The 19,887-nt window shown below is 68.5% G+C and carries 19 protein-coding genes and 1 riboswitch; of the genes, 12 read left to right on the top strand and 7 right to left on the bottom strand.

Translation table 11 applies throughout. The annotated features are described in order from the left end of the window. Positions 1-25 precede the first annotated feature (25 nt). The 6 genes from ACWDU4_RS20890 (at position 26) to ACWDU4_RS20865 (ending at position 6,540) form a co-directional block, all read left to right on the top strand. Entirely contained in the window at positions 26-679 is a 654-nt protein-coding gene (locus tag ACWDU4_RS20890) for an aspartate/glutamate racemase family protein (RefSeq protein WP_450115834.1), read from the top strand. Positions 680-851: 172 nt separating this feature from the next. Beyond that, positions 852-2,405, top strand: coding sequence for an NCS1 family nucleobase:cation symporter-1 (locus tag ACWDU4_RS20885; protein WP_450115833.1), 1,554 nt, complete (start codon positions 852-854; stop codon positions 2,403-2,405). A 17-nt stretch (positions 2,406-2,422) separates the two neighbouring features. Further along, positions 2,423-3,244 (top strand): aspartate/glutamate racemase family protein, encoded by an 822-nt coding sequence (locus tag ACWDU4_RS20880; RefSeq protein ID WP_450115832.1) that lies wholly within the window; start codon positions 2,423-2,425, stop codon positions 3,242-3,244. Positions 3,245-3,385: 141 nt separating this feature from the next. Continuing rightward, complete coding sequence (locus tag ACWDU4_RS20875; protein ID WP_450115831.1) at positions 3,386-3,853, top strand: limonene-1,2-epoxide hydrolase family protein; 468 nt, start codon at positions 3,386-3,388, stop codon at positions 3,851-3,853. A gap of 1 nt (position 3,854) precedes the next feature. After that, positions 3,855-5,222, top strand: coding sequence for a lipase family protein (locus tag ACWDU4_RS20870; protein ID WP_450115830.1), 1,368 nt, complete (start codon positions 3,855-3,857; stop codon positions 5,220-5,222). A gap of 61 nt (positions 5,223-5,283) precedes the next feature. Beyond that, entirely contained in the window at positions 5,284-6,540 is a 1,257-nt protein-coding gene (locus tag ACWDU4_RS20865) for a hypothetical protein (RefSeq protein WP_450115829.1), read from the top strand. Between the two features lie 58 nt (positions 6,541-6,598). On the opposite strand, the gene ACWDU4_RS20860 is transcribed toward ACWDU4_RS20865, so the two are convergent. Both ACWDU4_RS20860 and glyA read right to left on the bottom strand, forming a co-directional pair. After that, complete coding sequence (locus ACWDU4_RS20860; protein WP_450115828.1) at positions 6,599-7,909, bottom strand: PhoH family protein; 1,311 nt, start codon at positions 7,907-7,909, stop codon at positions 6,599-6,601. A 343-nt stretch (positions 7,910-8,252) separates the two neighbouring features. Beyond that, positions 8,253-9,566 (bottom strand): serine hydroxymethyltransferase, encoded by a 1,314-nt coding sequence (gene glyA / locus ACWDU4_RS20855; RefSeq protein ID WP_450115827.1) that lies wholly within the window; start codon positions 9,564-9,566, stop codon positions 8,253-8,255. Between the two features lie 194 nt (positions 9,567-9,760). On the opposite strand from glyA, the gene ACWDU4_RS20850 reads away from it, so the two are divergent. Further along, the gene (locus ACWDU4_RS20850) at positions 9,761-10,219 is read left to right on the top strand and encodes a nuclear transport factor 2 family protein (RefSeq protein WP_450115826.1); all 459 of its coding nucleotides are present in this window, start codon (positions 9,761-9,763) and stop codon (positions 10,217-10,219) included. Here ACWDU4_RS20850 and ACWDU4_RS20845 read toward each other — a convergent pair. After that, complete coding sequence (locus tag ACWDU4_RS20845) at positions 10,205-10,579, bottom strand: hypothetical protein (protein WP_450115825.1); 375 nt, start codon at positions 10,577-10,579, stop codon at positions 10,205-10,207. The genes ACWDU4_RS20850 and ACWDU4_RS20845 overlap by 15 nt on opposite strands. A gap of 38 nt (positions 10,580-10,617) precedes the next feature. Further along, a riboswitch (SAM riboswitch) is annotated at positions 10,618-10,727 on the bottom strand. Between the two features lie 29 nt (positions 10,728-10,756). Next, positions 10,757-11,986 carry a DUF885 domain-containing protein gene (locus ACWDU4_RS20840; RefSeq protein ID WP_450115824.1) on the bottom strand — a complete coding sequence of 410 codons (1,230 nt, stop codon included), beginning with the start codon at positions 11,984-11,986 and terminating at the stop codon, positions 10,757-10,759. 91 nt (positions 11,987-12,077) lie between these two features. On the opposite strand from ACWDU4_RS20840, the gene coaA reads away from it, so the two are divergent. Beyond that, positions 12,078-13,010 (top strand): type I pantothenate kinase, encoded by a 933-nt coding sequence (gene coaA / locus ACWDU4_RS20835; protein WP_450115823.1) that lies wholly within the window; start codon positions 12,078-12,080, stop codon positions 13,008-13,010. Here the strand turns inward: coaA and ACWDU4_RS20830 are convergent. Continuing rightward, positions 12,982-14,316: a flavin-containing monooxygenase gene (locus ACWDU4_RS20830; RefSeq protein ID WP_450115822.1), complete on the bottom strand. Its 1,335-nt coding sequence runs from the start codon at positions 14,314-14,316 to the stop codon at positions 12,982-12,984. The two genes, coaA and ACWDU4_RS20830, sit on opposite strands and share 29 nt — an antisense overlap. Positions 14,317-14,476: 160 nt before the next feature. Between ACWDU4_RS20830 and ACWDU4_RS20825 the strand changes: the two genes are divergently transcribed. Beyond that, positions 14,477-15,172 carry a TetR/AcrR family transcriptional regulator gene (locus ACWDU4_RS20825; RefSeq protein WP_450115821.1) on the top strand — a complete coding sequence of 232 codons (696 nt, stop codon included), beginning with the start codon at positions 14,477-14,479 and terminating at the stop codon, positions 15,170-15,172. Here ACWDU4_RS20825 and ACWDU4_RS20820 read toward each other — a convergent pair. Further along, the gene (locus ACWDU4_RS20820; RefSeq protein WP_450115859.1) at positions 15,081-15,845 is read right to left on the bottom strand and encodes an isoprenyl transferase; all 765 of its coding nucleotides are present in this window, start codon (positions 15,843-15,845) and stop codon (positions 15,081-15,083) included. The genes ACWDU4_RS20825 and ACWDU4_RS20820 overlap by 92 nt on opposite strands. 246 nt (positions 15,846-16,091) lie before the next feature. On the opposite strand from ACWDU4_RS20820, the gene trhA reads away from it, so the two are divergent. Then, positions 16,092-16,757, top strand: coding sequence for a PAQR family membrane homeostasis protein TrhA (gene trhA, locus ACWDU4_RS20815; protein ID WP_450115820.1), 666 nt, complete (start codon positions 16,092-16,094; stop codon positions 16,755-16,757). Between the two features lie 11 nt (positions 16,758-16,768). On the opposite strand, the gene ACWDU4_RS20810 is transcribed toward trhA, so the two are convergent. Next, entirely contained in the window at positions 16,769-17,515 is a 747-nt protein-coding gene (locus ACWDU4_RS20810) for an ESX secretion-associated protein EspG (RefSeq protein WP_450115819.1), read from the bottom strand. A 291-nt stretch (positions 17,516-17,806) separates the two neighbouring features. Here ACWDU4_RS20810 and ACWDU4_RS20805 point away from each other — a divergent pair, with 291 nt between their 5' ends. Together ACWDU4_RS20805 and ACWDU4_RS20800 are read left to right on the top strand one after the other, a co-directional pair. After that, positions 17,807-19,252 carry a wax ester/triacylglycerol synthase domain-containing protein gene (locus tag ACWDU4_RS20805; RefSeq protein ID WP_450115818.1) on the top strand — a complete coding sequence of 482 codons (1,446 nt, stop codon included), beginning with the start codon at positions 17,807-17,809 and terminating at the stop codon, positions 19,250-19,252. A gap of 108 nt (positions 19,253-19,360) precedes the next feature. Continuing rightward, positions 19,361-19,552 (top strand): hypothetical protein, encoded by a 192-nt coding sequence (locus ACWDU4_RS20800; RefSeq protein ID WP_450115817.1) that lies wholly within the window; start codon positions 19,361-19,363, stop codon positions 19,550-19,552. The last annotated feature ends 335 nt before the right edge of the window (positions 19,553-19,887 follow it).

The raw sequence follows: 19,887 nt of genomic DNA, 5'->3' as shown, positions 1-19,887 counted from the left end.
ACCCGAAACGATTGAGAGGCAGTCCATGTCCCGGATTCTCGTGATCAATCCGAACTCGTCGCAGACCATGACCGACACGATCCGGCGGAGCGCCGCGTCCGCCTCGGACCGCTCGCACACGATCACCGTGACGCACACCCCGGGCGCCCCGACCGCGATCGACACCGCACTGGACGAGCGCCGTGCCGTCGAGGCCGTGCTGGCGCTCCCCCAACTCGAGCACCTGGACGACTTCGACGCCATCTGCATTGCCTGTTTCGGCGATCCGGGACTCGAGGTGCTCCGGACGCTGACATCGAAGCCGGTCATCGGTATGGCCCAGGCCGCAATGACTTTCGAGGCAACGGCATACGGCAGCTTCGGCATCGTCGCCGCCTCCCAGGATGCCGTCCCGATCATGGAGCGACTCGTCGCGTCCTACGGACTCGGCCCCTGGTGCCGCGGCGTGACGGCCGTCGGGGTCGGGGTCGGGGAGCTGTCCGCGAACCCGGACCGGCACCTTCCTGTGATCGAGGAGCGGTGCGGTGACCTCATCCGTGATCACGGCGCGGCGAGCATCTGCCTGGGGTGTTCCGCGCTCGGCCCGGCCGGGTCACAGCTGAGCGCGAGGTTCGGGCGACCGGTTCTCGATGCCGTGCCGCTCGCCCTGTCCGTCGCGACGACCGCGGCACGGCTCTGATCCCGATCCGGCGAAATCATTTCCCGCGCAGGTACATCCGCGTCACACATCTTTAACAGACAAATGTTGACATACAACATACGTCCTACCGGACGGTTCACCCTCTTCGCCTTCTGACGCCCCGATCACGGGTTCGCGTCGCCTGTTCCGGCAACCACGACACGAGGTTCCCATGACCGACAGCTTGACACCGGTGCACGTCCACCCTGCGGCCCCACCATCGACCCCCGACCCGGCACCCATCTCCCGAACCGATTCCCGGCTCTCCAGTGACGACCTGCTCCCCGTCCCCGCAGCGAAACGTACGTGGGGCGCATGGAACTTCACCGCCCTCTGGCTGGGCATGGTGCACAACATCTTCGGCTTCACCGTCATCGGCAGCATGATGGGAACCGGCCTGTCCGCCTTCCAGGCACTGACCGCGGTCTTCATCGCCTGCCTCATCCAGCTCGTCTTCCTCACCCTCACCGGGCGCGTGGGCAGCCGGTTCGGCATCCCGTTCCCGGTGTGGGCCCGCGCGGCCTTCGGCACCTACGGCAGCAACATTCCCGCCGTACTTCGCGGCATCACGGCGATCTTCTGGTTCGGAATCCAGAACTATCTGGGCGCCTCCGTCCTCAACGCCCTGTTCGGCGAGGTCTTCCCCTTCTGGGCAAGCCTGACCGAGCACGACGTCTTCGGGCTGTCGTTGAACCTGTGGATCTGCCTGCTGGTGTTCTGGTCGGTCAACTTCATCGTCATCCGGCACGGCATCGAGACCATCCGCAAGTTCGAGTCCTGGGCCGGTCCCCTGGTTCTCGTCGTCATGGTCGGCCTGGTCGTCTGGGCGTTGAAGGTGGGCAACGGTCTCGGACCGGTCTTCGACTCCCCCTCCGACTACCCGACCGTCTCGAACTTCGTCGCCTTCGGACTGATTCCCGCCGTCGCCGTCTTCATGAATGCCGGCTTCATCACGATGATCCTCAACTACCCGGACATCTCGCGCTTCGCGAGATCCAATCGCGCCCAGGCCATCGGCACCTTCGTCGGCCTGCCGGTGGGTACGTTCGTCTACTACGGCATGGCGGCGATCATCGTCTCCGGCACGCAGGCCGCCTACGGCACCGCGATCTGGGATCCGGGCGAGGTCCTGACCGCCATCGGCAATCCCTTCGTCACGATCGTCGGCGCCATCCTGCTGACGGTCGCCACGATCTCCGTCAACATCCCCGCCAACCTCATCTCCCCTGCCTACGACCTGGTCAACCTGTTCCCCCGCCGGTTCACCTTCAAGAGCGGTGCGGTCGTCGCCATCCTGCTGGCGTTCGCCTACTGCCCGTGGGTGTGGATGCGTGACGCCGATTCGCTCTACTCGTTGCTCGACAACCTCGGCACCTTCCTCGGCCCGGCGACCGGCATCCTGATCGCGGACTTCCTGTTGCTGCGCCGCGGCCGCCTCGACGTCGACGCGCTCTACGACCCGAACGGGCGGTACCGCTACTTCAAGGGATTCAACCCGGTCGCGATCGGCACCCTCGTCGCCGGCACGGTGTGCCTGATCCTGCTCAAGTTCGTCGAAGCCACCAGCAGCCTCTACACCTACAGCTGGTTCCTCGGACTGGCCTTCGGATTCGTGGTATACAGCGCGGTCTCGTTCGCCGTGCGCGGCCGCTCGGCGACACTCGACGCCGGACTCGAACCCGCAGGCACGCTCGGGACCGAGGCCGCGCCCGCCAAGCCGGAATGAGACAGGGACACCCGACCATGCGAATCAAAGTGATCGTGCCCTTCCCGTTGGACAAGGAAGCCATCGCCCGCCGAGCCGCGCAACTGTCACCCACGATGCTCGGCCCCGACGTCACCGTCGACTACGTTCCCGTCCGCAACAGCGGCGTCCTGGCCGACAGCGCCTACGACAACCTGCTGATCGAGTTGTTCGTGGTCGAGGCCGGCATCGGCGCCGAGGCCGAGGGCTACGATGCCGTGTGCATCGACACCGCATCGGATTCGGGTGTGGCCGTGCTTCGTTCACGACTGTCGATCCCGGTCATCGGCCCCGGTCAGGTCGCCGCCCACATGGCGAGCCTGCTTGGCCGGCGCTTCTCCGTCGTCAGCACGTTCGAGCGGTGGGCGGACAACTGCCGCAAGAACCTGGTGACCTACGAGATGTCCCACAAGGTCGCCTCGATCCGATCCCTGTCCTCGGAGACTCCCGACGTGTCGAGGCTGCTGACCGACAAGCCCGAGGTGATCGACGCTCTGGCGACCCTTGCTCACTCGGCCGTCGTCGACGACGGCGCCGACGCCATCGTCCTCGCGAGCACCACGATGCACCAGGCCGCGAGCACGCTGGCTGATCGGCTTACCGTCCCGGTGATCGACCCGGGACCGTGGTCGGTGCGACTGGCCGCCGACCTCGTTCTCCTCGGGGTGTCGCACAGTCGAACCGCCCACGCTGCACCAGCCAGGCACCAGGACGAACTCCTGTTCGCGCTGCCCGGGGCGCCGGGCTTCGAGCCGGCTGCGGTCACCGTGCACGGGAGTGCAGCCCACCCCAGGGGTGGTGGGGAGGCACCTGACCACTGACGTGCGTGTGGTCGTACGGCTCGCACGGTTGCCCGTCCCGCGGGATCGACGGGACGGGCAACCGAATTCGGCCACGAATGCGGAGATCTCCTGGAAGGATCTGCTCCGCAACCCGACACCCGATCCGCTCCGGAGGCCGGCATGGACTCACCAGCACTCGACAGCACCGACGGGGTCGCGGTCGTCGAGACCTTCCTCACCGACCTCGCCCACGGCGACGCCGACGCGGCACTGGCGCTGATCGCCGACGACATCGAGTGGACCAACGTCGGGTTTCCCACCCTCCGTGGCGCTCGCCTGGTCGGGAGGTCCATCCGCTCGATGAACAGCCCGTGGCTGAAGTTCGACGCGATCATGCACAACATCGCCGCGACCGACGGCGTGGTGCTGACCGAGCGCACCGACCTGCTGACCGTCGGACCGGTCAGCATCGAATTCTGGGTCTGCGGCACGTTCGAACTACGCGACGGGAAGATCACGGTCTGGCGTGACTACTTCAGCGTCCGCGACCTCGCTCGCGGCACCGCTGTCGGCATCGTCCGAGCGGCACTCGGCCGCCGCGGCGGCCGCTCGCACGGGTACCTGGGTCGAGCGGACACAGGGCGATAGGGTGAGCCGGCACTGCAAGGGGGGCCGTGCCGTTCGCCGCATCGCGGTTGCCGCTGCCGTCGCTGCAACGCTGATCACAGCGGCGGTTCCCGCGGCCGCGCAGGTCGCCCCGACCGGCGGCGTTCCACTCGACGTGCCGACACCGGACGAGGTCTTCAACGGCTTCACCCTCGGAACGTTCCGGCACGGTGCGCTCGCGACGCCACAGGAGAACTTCGACGGCCTGTTCGCGTCGGATCCGTTCTTCGTCGAGCCCGAACTGCTCGGCACCGAAACGCCGGGCACATTACTCAAAGCCGAGCCGTTCGACGTGCTCTTCAGCGGGGTCGAGCCGGGAAACATCGCCGCGTGGAAGACGATGTACGTCACCGAGACCCTCGAGGGCGAACTCGATGTCTCCACCGGCGTCGTGATGCTTCCGGAGGACGGCCGCGACAACCGCACGCGGTCGATCGTCGCGTACCAGGAGGCAAACGACTCCGTCGGAGCCGGCTGTCATCCGTCGGCCCAATGGTCGGGCGGTGCATTCAGCGAGGCCTCGGCCTGGTCCGCCCTGGGTCCGCTCGCACTGATGTGGGGTCGCGGGCTGGGCGTGGTGATCTCCGACATCGGCAACGACGCCGATCCGAATCCACACGGGGTGTTCGCCGGACGCTACGCGGCCATGGCGCTGCTCAACGGCGTTCGCGCCGCGTACCAGGTTTCGGAGGCCTCGCTGAATCCGGCCAATCCGGTCGGCATCTTCGGCATCGCCGGCGGTGGCGTCGGCGGGGGCTTCGCCGCCGAGTACCAGCCCTGGTACGCGCCGGAGATCAATGTTCGGGCCACGGTCCTCGAGGCGATGGCGGCCGATCAGCGCAACTTCGTCAGGTTCGCGTCCGGCGGCCTCGGGTCGGGATTCGTCCTGGCCACGTTGCTCGGCCTGGAAGCGAAGTACCCACAGATGCAGATCGACGAGAAGCTCACGCCCGCAGGCAAGATCCTTGCCGACACGTTCCGCGGTAGCTGCCAGGTCCTCTACTTCGCGACACCGTTCCTGCCGACACAGGCGCTCTTCAGGTCGGGTGAGCATCCCGCGGACATCGCGGACTTCCTGCCCGTCTACGCGGACAACAGGCTCGGCGACGGTGGCGCACCGACGTCGAAGGTCCTCGTCAGCTCGTGCGCCGACGACGACTCGTTCATGGTGGTGACACCTGCGTCGGACTCCCGAGATCTCGTCGACCGGTACCGCGCGGGAGGAGCCGACGTGCGATACCACCCCCTCGAGTGCGGCACGGACGTACTGCTCACCGACCCCTACCGATGGGGCACCGAGTTGTTCGGCATGCACACCGTCGACTGGCTCGCCACCGAACTCGGGTCCTGACAACCGGTGCCCCAAAACGACTTCCGTGGTCGACCGCTGCCGACGAACCGAAAGGAATCGTATGCCGCTCCCTCGCGTGTCCGCCCGAGTCCTCGCCGGACTGTTCGCGCCCGCGATCGTCGCCTGCTCGATCGCGCTCCCCCCGCAGGCGAGCGCGGACGACGTCTCGCAGTACCTGAACCTGCCGATGCCGAACCGCACGTTCGACCGCGGCCCGGGCGGAGTCAACCCGCAACTACCGACCGACGTCGGCGCGCTGGCGGCCCTCGTCGACGCGGCGCGGTCGTCCGGCAGGCCCGCGAGCTCGTACGCGGGGCTGCTGTTCCAGTACCGGCTGGCGCAGGCCACCACCGACGCCGGCATCGACCTCGCCGGATGGGACCCGGCTCGAGGCTTCCCGATGAACCGCTCCAACATGATCCGGTCCTACCGGTACTACGAGGACTTCCAGCTCGCCCACCGCGAGCTCCAGTGGGCGGGCATGGGCGGACAGGTCGGCGCCGACTTCGGCGGCGGCATCGCCGACATCGACCTGGTCTCCGACATCTACAGCCTCCCAGGGTTGCAGCAGATGGCGAGCACGGTGATCAACCAGGCCGTCGCGGTGGCCGGGCCGCAGGTCGTCGACCGGTTGCCACAGGGGTTGCGCGATCTCGCGAACTCGGCCGGCAGGATCACCCCGACCGACCTGCGCTGGTTCACCGAGCAGGTCGTGGTGATGCAGAAGGCGATCTTCGCCGACCTGATGCCCATGCACTACGCCTACACCCACGACGGCCTCGCCGGGATCGACGAGTTCCACGATGCCGGGCTGATCCCGGAGGACGTCCGCGAGGCGTGGTACGCCATCGCCTCCGGGGAACCCGACCGTGTCGCGGACGGCAACATGAGCCTGCTGCGGCGTGAACAGCGAGATGTCGTCGGCGCCAAGTGGGACGAGGTCCGTGCCTACGGCGCCGGCGTCGGCAGCGCACTGACCTACGTGATGACGCTCGCCGGGTCCCCCTCGGTGGCGGGAGTGCCACCGCTGCGCAGCCACCGGTCGATCGAAGTCGAGACAACCCTCCCCGACGGGCGAACCGCCACGCTGCACACTCCGCTGCCCGGCTGGGACTGGTCGGTCTACGACCAGCGCTGGCGGTACGTCAGCACCGAACTGCTGCCGCGGTACCGGACCATGGTCGAGAACGACTGGCCTGCACTGGAGAGGATCCTGCGCACCCCGTACGACGTCCAGTTCGAGACCGGTCGCGCGACGTCCCGGATCCCGGCGATCCTCGCCGACGTGGCGGCAGCCACGTACGTCACCATCGGCTGACCACCGGCCCGGGCTCGCGCGGGGCATGTCGCCGGTACCCGCACGAGCCCGGCATGCGCTACGGCGTCGGCCCGAACTCCTCGAGCATCTCGGTGACGAGTGCCGCGATCGGGGAGCGTTCGCTTCGGGTCAGGGTGATGTGCGCGAAAAGCGGGTGCCCCTTCAGCTTTTCGATCACCGCAGCCACACCGTCGTGCCTGCCGACCCGCAGGTTGTCGCGCTGTGCGACGTCGTGGGTGAGCACCACTCTCGATCCGCTGCCGAGCCGGGACAGCACGGTGAGCAGCACGTTGCGTTCGAGCGACTGGGCCTCGTCGACGATCACGAACGAGTCGTGCAGCGACCGTCCACGAATGTGGGTGAGCGGCAGCACTTCCAGCATTCCGCGGCCGATGACCTCGTCCATCACCTCGGGGCTGGCGAGGCCGTCGAGGGTGTCGAAGACGGCCTGCCCCCACGGGCCCATCTTCTCGCTCTCACTACCCGGCAGGTAGCCGAGATCCTGACCGCCGACCGCGTACAGCGGCCGGAACACCACGACCTTGCGGTGCGTGCGGCGTTCGAGCACCGCCTCCAGGCCGGCGGTCAGGGCGAGCGCCGACTTGCCGGTGCCCGCCTTGCCGCCGAGCGAGACGATGCCGACGCTCTCGTCGAGCAGCAGGTCCAGCGCGATCCGCTGTTCGGCGGAGCGCCCGTGCAGGCCGAACGCCTCCCGCTCCCCCCGCACCAGCTGCACCCGCTTGTCCGGGGTGACCCGGCCCAGAGCGCTCGATCGGCCACCGAGGAGACGGATCCCTGTGTGGCACGGAAACTCCCGCGCCTCGTCGAGGTCGACAACCCCTTCCGCGAACAGCTCGTCGATGCGCTCGGAGGCGACGTCGAGTTCGGCCATCCCGGTCCACCCGGAGGGCACCACGTCCTGTGCGTGGTACTCGTCGGCCGGCAGACCTACGGCACCGGCCTTGACGCGCAACGGGATGTCCTTGCTGACCAGCACCACGTCGCGCCCCTCGGCGGCCAGGTTCAGTGCGCAGGCCAGGATCCGGGAGTCGTTCGAGTCGGTGCGGAAGCCGACCGGCAGCACGCTCGGGTCGGTGTGATTCAGTTCGACCTGCAGGGTGCCGCCGTCGGTGCCGATCGGCACCGGTTGGTCCAGCCGACCGTGCTCGAGTCTGAGATCGTCGAGCATCCGAAGCGCCTCGCGCGCAAACCATCCCAGCTCGTGGTGGTGGCGCTTGCCCTCCAGTTCACTGATCACGACCAGCGGCATGATCACGTCGTGCTCGGCGAACCGGGTGACGGCCCACGGATCGGAGAGCAGGACCGAGGTGTCGAGGACGTAGGTGCGGACGGAGCGGTTTGCGGTCACGGTGGCTCCTACACCTGCACGGCGCCCGCGCAGGCGGCGGTTCGCTGGGCCGGTCGGTCCGGGTGGGTCTGCGACCCACGGGGACCGGGCGCCGGTCCCCTCGCCCTGAACGAAGTCAGTCACGACTCGAACCTCCCGGACGGGCAACTTCCCCTGTCACCCGTTGAACGGAACGCTACGTCCAACTCACACGCCCGTGCGGCAGCAACACGGTGAACGTTGGGTTAAGCGGGCCCCCGGATCACCGGGCCCGTCCGGCGACGGCTCCGGAACTCGACGCATCCCCACGGAACGCCGAAACGGCCCACACCCCGAGGGGTGCGGGCCGTTTCGGCGGTGACAACTAGACGTTCTTGGAGAGCATGCCCCAGTCCTCGAGCCCGTCGTAGAGCGGGAAGTCGAGGGCCAGCTTGGACACCCGCGCGCGCAGGGCGGCGACGTCGGAGTCCTGACCGTTCGCGAGGGCGGTGGCGATGATGTCGGCGACCTCGGCGAACTCGGCATCGCCGAAGCCACGGGTGGCCAGCGCCGGGGTGCCGATTCGCAGGCCCGACGGGTTCATCGGCGGGCGCGGGTCGAACGGCACGGCGTTGCGGTTGACGGTGATGCCGATCTCGTGGAGCAGGTCCTCGCCCTGCTGGCCGTCGAGCTCGGAGTTGCGCAGGTCCACCAGCACCAGGTGCACGTCGGTGCCGCCGGTGAGGACGGAGATGCCGTTACCGGCGACGTCGGAACCACCGAGACGCTCGGCGAGGATCTTCGCGCCGGCGAGGGTGCGCTCCTGCCGGTTCTTGAACTCCTCGGTGCCTGCGATCTTCATCGCGACGGCCTTCGCGGCGATCGCGTGCATCAGCGGCCCGCCCTGCTGGCCGGGGAACACCGCGGAGTTCAGCTTCTTGGCCCACTCCTGCTTGGCGAGGATCATGCCCGAGCGCGGACCGCCGAGGGTCTTGTGGACGGTGGTGGAGACGACGTCGGCGTGCGGCACCGGCGACGGGTGCAGACCGGCGGCGACGAGGCCGGCGAAGTGCGCCATGTCGACCCACAGCTTGGCGTCGATCTCGTCCGCGATCGACCGGAACGCCGCGAAGTCGAGGTGCCGCGGGTAGGCGGACCAGCCTGCGATCAGGACCTGGGGACGCTCGGCGAGGGCGATCTCGCGGACCTTGTCCATGTCGACGACGTGGGTGTCCTCGCGGACGCCGTACGACGCGACCTGGTACAGCTTGCCGGAGAAGTTGAGCTTCATGCCGTGCGTGAGGTGACCGCCGTGCGCGAGGTCCATGCCGAGCAGCTTCTCGCCCGGGTTCATCAGCGCCATCAGCACCGCGGCGTTGGCCTGCGCGCCGGCATGCGGCTGCACGTTCGCGAACTCCGCACCGAAGACGGCCTTGGCGCGCTCACGCGCGAGGTTCTCGACGACGTCGACGTGCTCGCAGCCGCCGTAGTAGCGGCGGCCGGGGTAGCCCTCGGCGTACTTGTTGGTCAGCACGCTGCCCTGGGCCTGCAGCACCGCGCGGGGAACGAAGTTCTCCGAGGCGATCATTTCCAGGGTGTCGCGCTGACGGGCCAGCTCACCGTTCATTGCCGCGGCGACCTCGGGGTCGAGTTCGGCGAGCGAAGCGTTGTTCACGTCGGTGCTGGGCACAGCGGTCATCGAGGGATCTCCAAGCGAAAGGCCGGGCAGGGGCAGGTCTCATTGTAGGGCCAGGTCAGTGACCCCCAACCACGGGTTCCCGGGAACGAGACCCGCGGCACCGTCCCGATCGCCGGGACGGGCCGCCGGCACCGGCACGGCCGCGGTTAACGTCCACGGCGATCCCACCCGCCACCGACCTCGGGAGCACACGGATGACCCTCGACGATCTGCTCGCCGAACGCGCGATCACCCGCGCCCTGACCTTGATCGCCCGTGCGATGGACGACCGCGCCTGGGAGGCCCTCGACCACCTGGTCCTCCCGGACGCGACCGCGAACCTGGGCACCGGCGAGCTGGATGGTCGCGTCGAGATGGTCTCAAGCATCCGGTCGTTCCTGGACGCCTGCGGGCCGACGCAGCACCTGCTCGGCAATGTCGTCGTCGACGTCGACGGGGACACCGCGACCAGCCGCGCGTACGTCTCGGATCTGCACCTCGGAACCGGTGAGCGCGCGGGCGTGACCTTCCAGACCCTCGGCGACTACCACGACACCTGGGTCCGGCGCGGCGACGCGTGGCTGCTGGCCCGCCGCGTCAAACTCTCCCGCGGGCACGTCGGATCCTTCGCCGTCCTCGGCCCCGGCCCCGAGGGCTGGTCACCGCGCGGCTGAGGGCGCCACCCGCGACGCTCCACAGACGGCGGCCTGCTGCGGAGCGGCGAGGTTGAACAGGAGGTTCCCTCCGGGGCCGGACGGCACAGCCAGCGCGTGCCACCCCGACTTCCAGCGGGCGAAGCCGCCGGTGCGCCGCAGCGCGGCCGCGAGTCGACGCGCGTCGTGGTGCCAGCGAACCACCACTTCGTCGGGCCATTCCAGTCGGATCAGACCGTCGGACTGCACCACGGCGAGGACGTCGATCGACCGCTCGTCCTCCCAGCTCTTGCGGGCGTGGATGAAGTGCACCTGGTGACCGGGCCCGTAGCTGGTGCAGCGGTGGTCGACGGCCGGAACGTCGTTGGACGGATGGGGCATGTGAAACTCCCGAGTTCCTCGGGCCTCCCGGAATCCCGGGGGCGCTCGTGCCGGCACCGGTCGGTGTCAGCCACTTCGTCACCCGAGCCACCCGCGAGCGTGGGGTTGGCGGCCGTCCAGTCGGGGCTTGGCGACGGCACTCGTGAAGCGGCCCCAGTGTATGCGACCGGACCCCGGTCAGCGCAAAACGGACGGGATGAGCGGCTCGTCGAGCAGCCGCCGGAACCGTTCGGAGCGCTCCTCGGCGTTCCCGCCGCGGTCCAGCCACGATCCGAGCAGGCGATACCCCTCCACATAGGTGGAGGTGTAGGCCCGCCACAACGGCGACGACAGGAACCGCAGGGACTGCCGGGCCCGTTCCGGGGTGGTGAGGTTCCACGTCTGCAGGAACTGCGCGACGTCGTCGTGCGAACGACCCCGATCGTGCAGCAGCAGCGCCGCGTCCTGCCGCACCCCGAGCAGCTTCGAGGACGCGTTCGACAGCGCCTCCGCACGCTCGCCGTCGAACCGCAGCCCGAGGTCGGCGTAGATCTCCTGCGCCCACTTCCCCCATCCCTGCCCCTGGGTCACCCCGCCGGCTCCGCTCCCGCGCCCGACGATCGCACCGAGCGCGAGGTCCGCGAGCCCCTCCGCCATCAGGCACTGTGGGGTGTTGACCAGGAAGATGGTGTGTTCGATCTGGCCGGCGTCGACCAGGCCGGCTTCCTTGCGGCAGTGCTCGGTGTGGTGTCCCGGGTATGCCTCGTGCGCGATCAGATGCGGCAGATTCGCCATGTGCTGCTTGAGGTCCGAGTTGATCGCGACCTTGGACCGGTAGTTGCCGAGGTAGTAGTTGAAGCCCGACCAGGGCTTGTCGCCGACCACCTCGTACTCGACGCGTTCGGTCTCCGGGAGCGGGTAGCGGGCCCGCACCAGGTCGCGCAGTGCGGACGAGAACGCCTCGACGCAGTCGGCGAGCCGTTCCGGTGGGATCTCGTCGGCCGCACGGTGCGCCTGAAGTCGCTGGGCCAGCGGCTGGTTCCCGTCGCCGGCGAGCACCTCGTCCATCGCCCGGTGCGCGTCCCGGTAGTCCTCGACCGACCCCGGTTCGATCCGCACGTCGAAGTAGGCGTGAACCTCGTCGACGAAGCCGATCTTCTCCCCCGCGAACGTGCGGGCCGAGCATTCGAGTGCGCGCAGATGGACGCCGAGGAACTCAGCGCGATCGGCGGGCAGGTCGACGTTCGGCAGTTCGCCCCGCAGGTGCGCGGCGCGGCGGGCCAGTTCGCGGGGCTCCGGAGGCGGCGCGTTGTCCACCTGACGCCGCAACGCCGGGTCACCGGTGAAGGCGTCGACGAACCCCTCCTCGATGCGATCGAAACCGAGTCCGAGCAGCAGATACTCGCGTACGAAGGTGGCGGCGTCCATACCTGTGAACCCTAGTGTCCGGACCCGGCGCGGCGCTCCGGTGTGGGGACGCGCACAATTCCCCTATGCAGATCGAGGCCGGGACGCGCGCATGGCGAGGGTGAGCGAAAGCAGCCCGTACGTCGAATTCGACCGAAAGCAGTGGCGGACACTGCGCAAGTCGACACCGCTCGTGCTCACGGAGGAAGAGCTCCAGGGCATGCGCGGCCTCGGCGAGCAGATCGACCTCGACGAGGTCGCCGAGGTGTACCTGCCGCTGTCCCGGCTGATCCACCTGCAGGTCGCCGCCCGGCAGCGCCTGTTCGCCGCGACCGCGACGTTCCTCGGCGAGAAGCACCCGGACCGGCAGGTGCCGTTCGTGATCGGGGTTGCCGGGTCGGTCGCGGTCGGCAAGTCCACCACCGCCCGCGTCCTGCAGGCCCTGCTCGCCCGCTGGGACCACCACCCTCGGGTGGACCTGGTGACCACCGACGGGTTCCTCTACCCGACAGCGGAACTGACCCGGCGCGGCATCATGCACCGCAAGGGTTTTCCGGAGAGCTATGACCGACGCAAGCTGCTCCGCTTCGTCACCGAGGTCAAGTCGGGGGCGGAAGAGGTTGCCGCGCCGGTCTATTCGCACCGGTCCTACGACGTGGTGCCCGGCCAGTACCACCTGATCCGCCAGCCCGACATCCTGATCCTGGAGGGACTGAACGTCCTGCAGACCGGGCCCCGGCTGATGGTCTCGGACCTGTTCGACTTCTCGATCTACGTCGACGCGAAGGTGGAGGACATCGAGCGCTGGTACATCAAACGGTTCCTGGCGCTGCGCAAGACGGCGTTCGCGGACCCGAACGCCCACTTCCACCACTACTCGAACCTGTCCGACGCACACGCGACGATCGCCGCCGAGGACATCTGGAACTCGATCAACCGGCCGAACCTGGTGGAGAACATCCTGCCGACCCGCCCCCGCGCAACCCTGGTGCTGCGCAAGGACGCCGACCACTCCATCAACCGGCTACGACTGCGGAAGCTCTGACCCGCTTCCGGCCGGCGTCGATCTCCTTCGTCAGGTCACGAACGTAGCGAGCGAAGTCGACCTGAATGGTGTGCCGCGGCGCCTGGTAGTACTGGGCGAGGCTGGCACCCTCGTCGGCCTCGACGATCCGGTTCATCTCGGCGACGGAGGGCAACGCGTATGTGCCGGCGAGGATTCCGGCGACGAGTTTGCTCTGCTGCTCGGCGAGGTTGACGATCGTCGGCGATGCCTGCGCCAGCCCCATGAAGAACAGGTTGTCCACCCCGGGCCGCACGATCCGCTTGAACAGCGGGAAGCGGTGCCGCGCATCGGGTTGCAGCGCCGGATCGTCGAAGAACGGGAAGCTCATCTGGTACCCGGTCGCGCAGATGATCACATCGGCGGGGATCCGGCGTCCGTCGACGAGCCGCACGTGGTCACCGTCGAGGGCCTCGATCGCCGGGACGCAGGTCAGGTCCCCCGAGCCCGCCTTGGCGAGGAAGTCGACGCTGACCGACGGGTGCGCACCGAGCGGCTCGTGGTCGGGCGTGGGCAGACCGTAGTCCTCCATCCGGCCGAGCGACTTCTTGATCTTCCTGCGCGCGATGGACAGTCCGAGCTTGCGCGGCATCCACGGCGGCATCATCATCTTGTCCGCCGGCTTGCCCTCGCGGTACTTGCTCAGCACCCACACCCCGCGGCGGGCCGAGACCCAGACGTGCTCGGCGATCGAACGATGTGAAAGTTCGGACGCGATGTCCAGTGCCGAATTCCCCAGTCCGACGACGACGACCTTCTTGCCGCGCATGTCCACGGGGTCGAACGGGCTCCGGTACTGGTGACTGTGCATGATCGTCCCGGCGAACCGACCGGGGTAGTCCGGCATCCGCGGGTCCCAGTGGTGACCGTTGGCCACGACGAGCGCCTCGTAGGACCGGCTCTCACCGTTGTCGAGGGTGACCGTCCAGGTGCCGTCCGCCTGCCTGCGGGCCGACTCGACCCGGGTGTTGAACGTGATGGTCTCACGCAGACCGAAATAGTCGACGTAATCCCGGAAGTAGCCGTGCATCAGCGTGTGGTGCGGGAAGTGCGGCCAGTCCTCGGGGACTGGGAAGTCCTCGAACTGAAGTCGGGTGGAGGACGTGTCGATGTGCAGGCTCTCGTAGCAGGCCGAGCGGCCCGTGGGATTCCGGTAGTACCAGTTGCCACCGACCTCGTCCGACTCCTCGAAGCAGTCGTAGGAGATGCCGTGGTCCTTGAGCCGTTTGGCCGTGGTGAAGCCGGAGCAGCCGGCACCGATGATGCACACCCTGGGCATTGCCGCCATGAAATTCCCTCCCTGGAACCCCGTGCCGTTCGTGAACCTGCGACGATCAGGACCGGTGGTACCCGAGGGCCTGTGATCTGCGCCATACAAGCCCACTCGCTGACGTGCTGTCAAGCGAAACCGGGAAACTCGCCTTGCCCGATGGAGGTCGGAGGAGCCGATGAACGAGACGAAGGGCGGTCGCCGGCCGACCCGGCGGGACGAGCAGCGACTGCGGACGCGGGCCGCCCTTCTCACCCACGCCCACGCCCTGTTCACCGAACACGGCTACGCCGCGGTGAAGGTCGACGACATCGCGTCCGCCGCGGGGTGCAGCCGGGCCACGTTCTACCTGCACTTCACCAGCAAGGCGGACGTGCTGAGGACGGTCGGGGTGCAGGGACATTCACCGCGCCCCGAGGCCGTGTACGAGGACCTCGACGACGTACTCGCGACGGGCTCGCGCGCCGAGTTCACCGCGTGGCTCGAGCGCGCACTCGACTGGTTCGACGCCCACCGCACGATCCTGCCCGCCTGGGACGAGGCGATCGCACTCGAACCCGACCTCCGGGAGATCGCCCGGGACGCCTATCGCGCGCTACCCGACGCCATGCCGTCCTACCTGTCTCGATGGCCCGAGCCGCTGCGCGACGAGGCACGGCTGCGGATCGAGCTGCTCGTGGCGCAGCTGGAGCGGTTCTTCACCCGATGGGCCGTCCACGGCACCCTGGACATTCCGCGAGATGATGCAGCAGCGGTGCTGACCGACATCTGGTTCCCGGCGCTCACGCCCCGAATCGACGATGCCTGGCCGCGTAGTCCCGGAGCGCGCGAAGGAAGTCGACCCGACGGAACTCGGGCCAGTACGCCTCGGTGAACCAGATCTCCGAGTAGGCGCTCTGCCACAGCAGGAAGCCGGACAGTCGCTGTTCACCCGAGGTGCGGATCACCAGATCCGGGTCCGGCTGACCGGAGGTGTAGAGGTGTCCGTCGATGCCCTCGACGGTGATCGCGTCGACCAGCTCGGCACCGTCTAGCCCCTCGGCCTGCTTCTGCCGCACCAGGGACCGGACCGCGTCGGTGATCTCCTGCCTGCCGCCGTAGCCGACCGCGACGTTCACGTGGGTACCCGTGCGGCCCGTGGTCCGGTCGGCGGCTTCGCGCAAACGGCGGGCCGAGTCCTCGGGCAGCAGGTCGAGGGTGCCGACGATCTTGACGGACCAGTTCTGGTCGGGACCGGAGATCTCCTCGACGACATCGGTGATGATCTCGATCAGGGTGTCGAGCTCCTCCGGGTCGCGGCGCAGGTTCTCGGTCGAGAGCAGGTAGATGGTGGCCATCTCGATCCCCGCCTCGCCACACCAGCGCAGCAGGTCGGCGATCTTGAGTGCACCCATGCGGTGGCCGTGCGCGACATCGGTGAAGCCGTTCTCCCGCGCCCACCGGCGATTGCCGTCGCACATGACGGCGACGTGCCGAGGTCGCTGCATCCCGTCGAGCTGCCGTGCCAGGCGACGCTCGTAGATGCTGTACAGCAGGTTCGAGACCATCACCTGGACATCACCACCGTCTCCTCCGCCGAGTTCCCGAGCAGCCCGCCTTCTCCGCCGAGTTCCCGAGCAGCACGGGAGGCCACATTACGCCGGGCCGGCGAGCCGTCGTCGGGCGCCGGTGCCCCTCGCGCCGTAACCGCGGTCTCATTGCGGTCGCGGCGGCACTCGACAGGCGTACAGTGACCGGAAAATCCCTAACCTACGGTTCCGTAGGTTAGGTTCCGTCGACACCGGGAGCACCGCATGACCGTGCTGGACCACCCGCTCGCACCAGTCAAACCCCGACTGCGTGGCTGGATCCACCTCTGGGCGTTCGCGGTGGCCGTCGTCGCCGGTGCGGTCCTGGTGGCGTGCGCGGCGACCGTGTCCCCCCGAGCCGCCCTTGCGACGGCGATCTACGCGGTGACGGTGTGCGGGGTGTTCGGCGTCAGCGCCGCGTATCACCGCGTGCACTGGTCGACGGTTCGGGCGCGGACCTGGATGAAGCGGGCCGACCACTCGATGATCTTCCTGTTCATCGCAGGCAGTTACACGCCGTTCGCGTTGCTCGCCCTGCCCGCCGACTCCGGCAGACCCCTACTGGCCGTGGTGTGGGTGGGGGCGCTCGCCGGGGTCGCCCTGAAGATGTTGTGGCCCACCGCTCCCCGCTGGGTGGGCGTACCGCTGTACCTGGTGCTGGGCTGGGCGATCGTCCCGGTCGCGGGAGACCTGGTGCGCCAGGTGGGGTGGGCGCCGCTGGTGCTGCTCGCGGTGGGCGGCGTGCTGTACAGCGTCGGCGCGATCCTCTACGCCACGAGGTGGCCGGATCCGTGGCCCGCGACGTTCGGTCACCACGAGTTCTTCCACGCGGGCACGGTGGTCGCCGCACTGTGCCACTACATCGCGGTGTGGCTGGTGGTGTACGCCTGACCGCGACCGGTTCAGCCGGTCCGGGCGATGAGCGTCCGGAGGTGGGCGGTGAACTCCTCCCCCGACACCGGCAGTGCCTCGACCTCGTCGCCGCCGCGCACGAGATAGCGTCCGTCCGCGAAGTCGATCCAGTGCACGACACTGCCGTCCTCGGTGGGCCGCCAGTCCACCGCCGGGCCGTGGTGGACGCCGATTTCACCGACACCGGTGCGCGGCCGAGCGAAGAAGGTCCGCAGGTTCTCCTCCCGGTCCCGACCACCGACCTGGCGCAGCAGCAATCCCGCGGCCGGCGACGCCCCCGCCCGCCGGGGCGTCACGCCCCGACCCGACCCGCGAGCGGTCGCGGGTACAGCCGCGACGACGGCCTCGGCGACCCTCGCTGCCGGCCCTGACGAGACCAACACTTCCCCGCCACAGTCGAGGTCGGTTCCCGGCAACTGCTGGGCCACGACTCCCACTTCGCCGCCGATCCCTGCATGGAGGCGAGTCACCGACGCGAGCGCGGCGCCATGGAAGCCGCACACCTCGACCCGCACGGTCGGGGCGAGCAGCACCGACAGCGCCGCGTGGAGTTCCTCGTCGAGCAGCGTGCGGATTCTCCGGGCCGCGTCGCGGCGGGCACGATCGTGCGCGGCCACGGTGACGGCGTCACCACGGAACTGCATCGGATAGGGCAGCCGATCCCGCCCGTGCAGTCGCCACAGCAGATCGAACTCCAGTGCGGTGAACCGCCACCGGCCGGCGATCGCCGCGGTCATGCGCCGACCCGAATCGGACACTGCCACTGTCAACCCCTCTGATTTCTCGAAGCCCGGACCACGCCTTCGCCAACGACGAACAGTCCACTCACACCACTCAGACGCAGGGCGGGCGCGATCGGTTCCACGATTGCAACGACAAGGCGACGCTCCACAGCCGCGTGGGGCGCCCCGAACGCCGTGGCATCGACACCGCGAACACGCTGAACCCTTTGCCTGCCACGGGTTTCGCACGCCGTTCGCTCATTCGCGGCTACCCTGGCGCTGTCCGGGAGTCCGAAGGGAGCACTTGTGACATCGTTTCGCCGGCAGCCGGCACCTGCACGCCTGGCACCGCAGGACGCCGAGTACTACTACAACGAATTCGAACGGCACCGCTCGAATGTCGTCGCGATCTACCTGTTCGAATCCACCTCGGACACCGCTGTCGGCACGGCCGAGGTGACCGCCTGGATGCGCGAGCGACTCGGGCAGGCCCGCATGTTCACCCACCGGATCCGCCGCGTCCCGTTGGACCTCGACCTGCCCCGCTGGGAGCGAGATCCGGGCGTGGACGCGAGTCGGCACGTGACCGTCGAACCGATCGACGGCCCGGGGTGGGAGCCGTTGCGGCGCAGGATCTCCCACATCGTGGGTTCGCCGCTCGACCTGACGCGGCCACCATGGGAGCTGCACGTGATCACGGGGATCACCGACATCGACGACTCCCCCGGCCGAATGACCGCGGTGGTGCTCAAGTTCCATCACAGCGCCGGCGACGGCATCGCCACGCGCGACCTCGGCCTGCGCCTGTTCGGGCCCGCTCCGGAGGCCACTCGGCCTCCGACCCCGGCCGGCACCGGCAGCGGCAGCGACGTGACCGAATTCGCCCGGGCCGCGGCCACCCTCCCCGGACAACTCGTCCGGTTCGGGCGAGGTCTCGGCGACACCCGCGCGGCCGCACGCCGGGTGCGCGAACTGTCCGCTGCCGGCGAGATCGTCGAACCTCTCGCATCCAGGCCCGCGTGCCGATTCAACGGCAGGATCACCCCCGACCCCACCTTCGACCACGTGCGGCTGCCGCGCCGGGCGATCGATGCCGTGCGCGCCGAAACGCCCGGCGCGACGGTCAATGATGTCCTACTCGCCACGGTGTCGGGGGCACTCGCGGGCTACCTGGCCGAGGTCGGCGAATCCCCTACCGGATCGCTCGCGGCGATGGTCCCGATGTCGCTGCGCGGGACGGCGGCCGGAGCCGGGGCCGACACCGACGGACCTCGGGCCACCCACCTGGCGCTGATGTCGGTGGACTTGCACACCGGCACAGCCGATCCGCTCACCCGCCTGCACGCCATCATGACCTCCGCGCGCAACGAGAAGGCCCGACACGGCAACGAACATGTCCGTCGAGCGTCCCGGCGGATCGAGAGCAGCCCGGCCTGGCTGCTCAGCTTGGCCGGGCATGCGCGCCGCATCGCGCCGAGTTCCGGCGCGACGGTGGCGCTGCACAACACGATGGTGAGCAACGTGCCGTGGGCGGGTACCGACCTGACCTTCCTCGGCGAGCCCCTGGTACGGATCCTCGGCGTTCTCGGCGTCGTCGACGGCTCCGGGTTGCGTCACCTGGCCGTGACCTCGGACCCGGGTGCCGTCGACCTCACCTTCACCACCGACACCGCGATGATGGCCGACACGCGGCCGTACAAGCGCCTGCTCACGACCTCGCTGAACGACCTGGTCAGAGCGTCGATCGTGTGATCGACACGACACGCCGAAAATATTTACGTTGCTGGTCTTTACGTTGTATACGGAGAGTTGTTACCGTGCCGTTGTTACGAAAACAAACCGGTCGTAACGATCCATACGGTGCGTGAGCCCGTGGATTGCGAGATTGCGCACCGCCGTCCGAAGGTTCGACTCGAGGAGGCACACGTGGGTTCTCTTTCCGACATCATCATTGCCATCATTCCCGGACTGGGATCGATGATCGCAGCCGACGGGCTGTCCGAAGTATTCCTGGGATCGGTCGAGGGCAGCATCGGCACGCCGCCCGCATAACCTGACCGGACGTCGCAATCACCGCTCGCGGCAAAATAATTCATCTGTTTCGCAGCGTGTTCACACGAGGGCGGCAGAAGGCTTCCCTCGCTCAAATTCGAGGAGCAGCATGGGATCGATCAGCGATGTTCTCGGCCCCCTGGTCACCAGCGTCAACGACTCGGGGATGAAGGTCATCAACGCGCTCATCTCACTGAGTGGCGGCACCCCCGGCGCGGGCAAGTAGCACGAGGTCCGGCGCGGACCCGCGCTCCCCCCCCCCCGGGGCGGCCCCCCCCCCCCCGGGGGTCTGGTAACCCAGGTAATCAGTTTAATCCCCCCGCCCTGGGGGTTTT

Source organism: Rhodococcus sp. NPDC003348 (assembly GCF_053589375.1).
The sequence above is the reverse complement of the archived record's forward strand: the minus strand, read 5'-3'. Positions and strand labels throughout refer to the sequence as shown.

Excerpts from the sequence above, each read along its gene's own strand:
- ACWDU4_RS20890 (WP_450115834.1), top strand. The coding sequence starts at position 26 with ATGTCCCGGATTCTCGTGATCAATCCGAACTCGTCGCAGACCATGACC.
- ACWDU4_RS20885 (WP_450115833.1), top strand. The coding sequence starts at position 852 with ATGACCGACAGCTTGACACCGGTGCACGTCCACCCTGCGGCCCCACCA.
- ACWDU4_RS20880 (WP_450115832.1), top strand. The coding sequence starts at position 2,423 with ATGCGAATCAAAGTGATCGTGCCCTTCCCGTTGGACAAGGAAGCCATC.
- ACWDU4_RS20875 (WP_450115831.1), top strand. The coding sequence starts at position 3,386 with ATGGACTCACCAGCACTCGACAGCACCGACGGGGTCGCGGTCGTCGAG.
- ACWDU4_RS20865 (WP_450115829.1), top strand. The coding sequence starts at position 5,284 with ATGCCGCTCCCTCGCGTGTCCGCCCGAGTCCTCGCCGGACTGTTCGCG.
- glyA (WP_450115827.1), bottom strand. The coding sequence starts at position 9,566 with ATGACCGCTGTGCCCAGCACCGACGTGAACAACGCTTCGCTCGCCGAA.
- ACWDU4_RS20850 (WP_450115826.1), top strand. The coding sequence starts at position 9,761 with ATGACCCTCGACGATCTGCTCGCCGAACGCGCGATCACCCGCGCCCTG.
- ACWDU4_RS20845 (WP_450115825.1), bottom strand. The coding sequence starts at position 10,579 with ATGCCCCATCCGTCCAACGACGTTCCGGCCGTCGACCACCGCTGCACC.
- ACWDU4_RS20840 (WP_450115824.1), bottom strand. The coding sequence starts at position 11,986 with ATGGACGCCGCCACCTTCGTACGCGAGTATCTGCTGCTCGGACTCGGT.
- coaA (WP_450115823.1), top strand. The coding sequence starts at position 12,078 with ATGGCGAGGGTGAGCGAAAGCAGCCCGTACGTCGAATTCGACCGAAAG.
- ACWDU4_RS20830 (WP_450115822.1), bottom strand. The coding sequence starts at position 14,316 with ATGGCGGCAATGCCCAGGGTGTGCATCATCGGTGCCGGCTGCTCCGGC.
- ACWDU4_RS20825 (WP_450115821.1), top strand. The coding sequence starts at position 14,477 with ATGAACGAGACGAAGGGCGGTCGCCGGCCGACCCGGCGGGACGAGCAG.
- ACWDU4_RS20820 (WP_450115859.1), bottom strand. The coding sequence starts at position 15,845 with ATGGTCTCGAACCTGCTGTACAGCATCTACGAGCGTCGCCTGGCACGG.
- trhA (WP_450115820.1), top strand. The coding sequence starts at position 16,092 with ATGACCGTGCTGGACCACCCGCTCGCACCAGTCAAACCCCGACTGCGT.
- ACWDU4_RS20810 (WP_450115819.1), bottom strand. The coding sequence starts at position 17,515 with ATGACCGCGGCGATCGCCGGCCGGTGGCGGTTCACCGCACTGGAGTTC.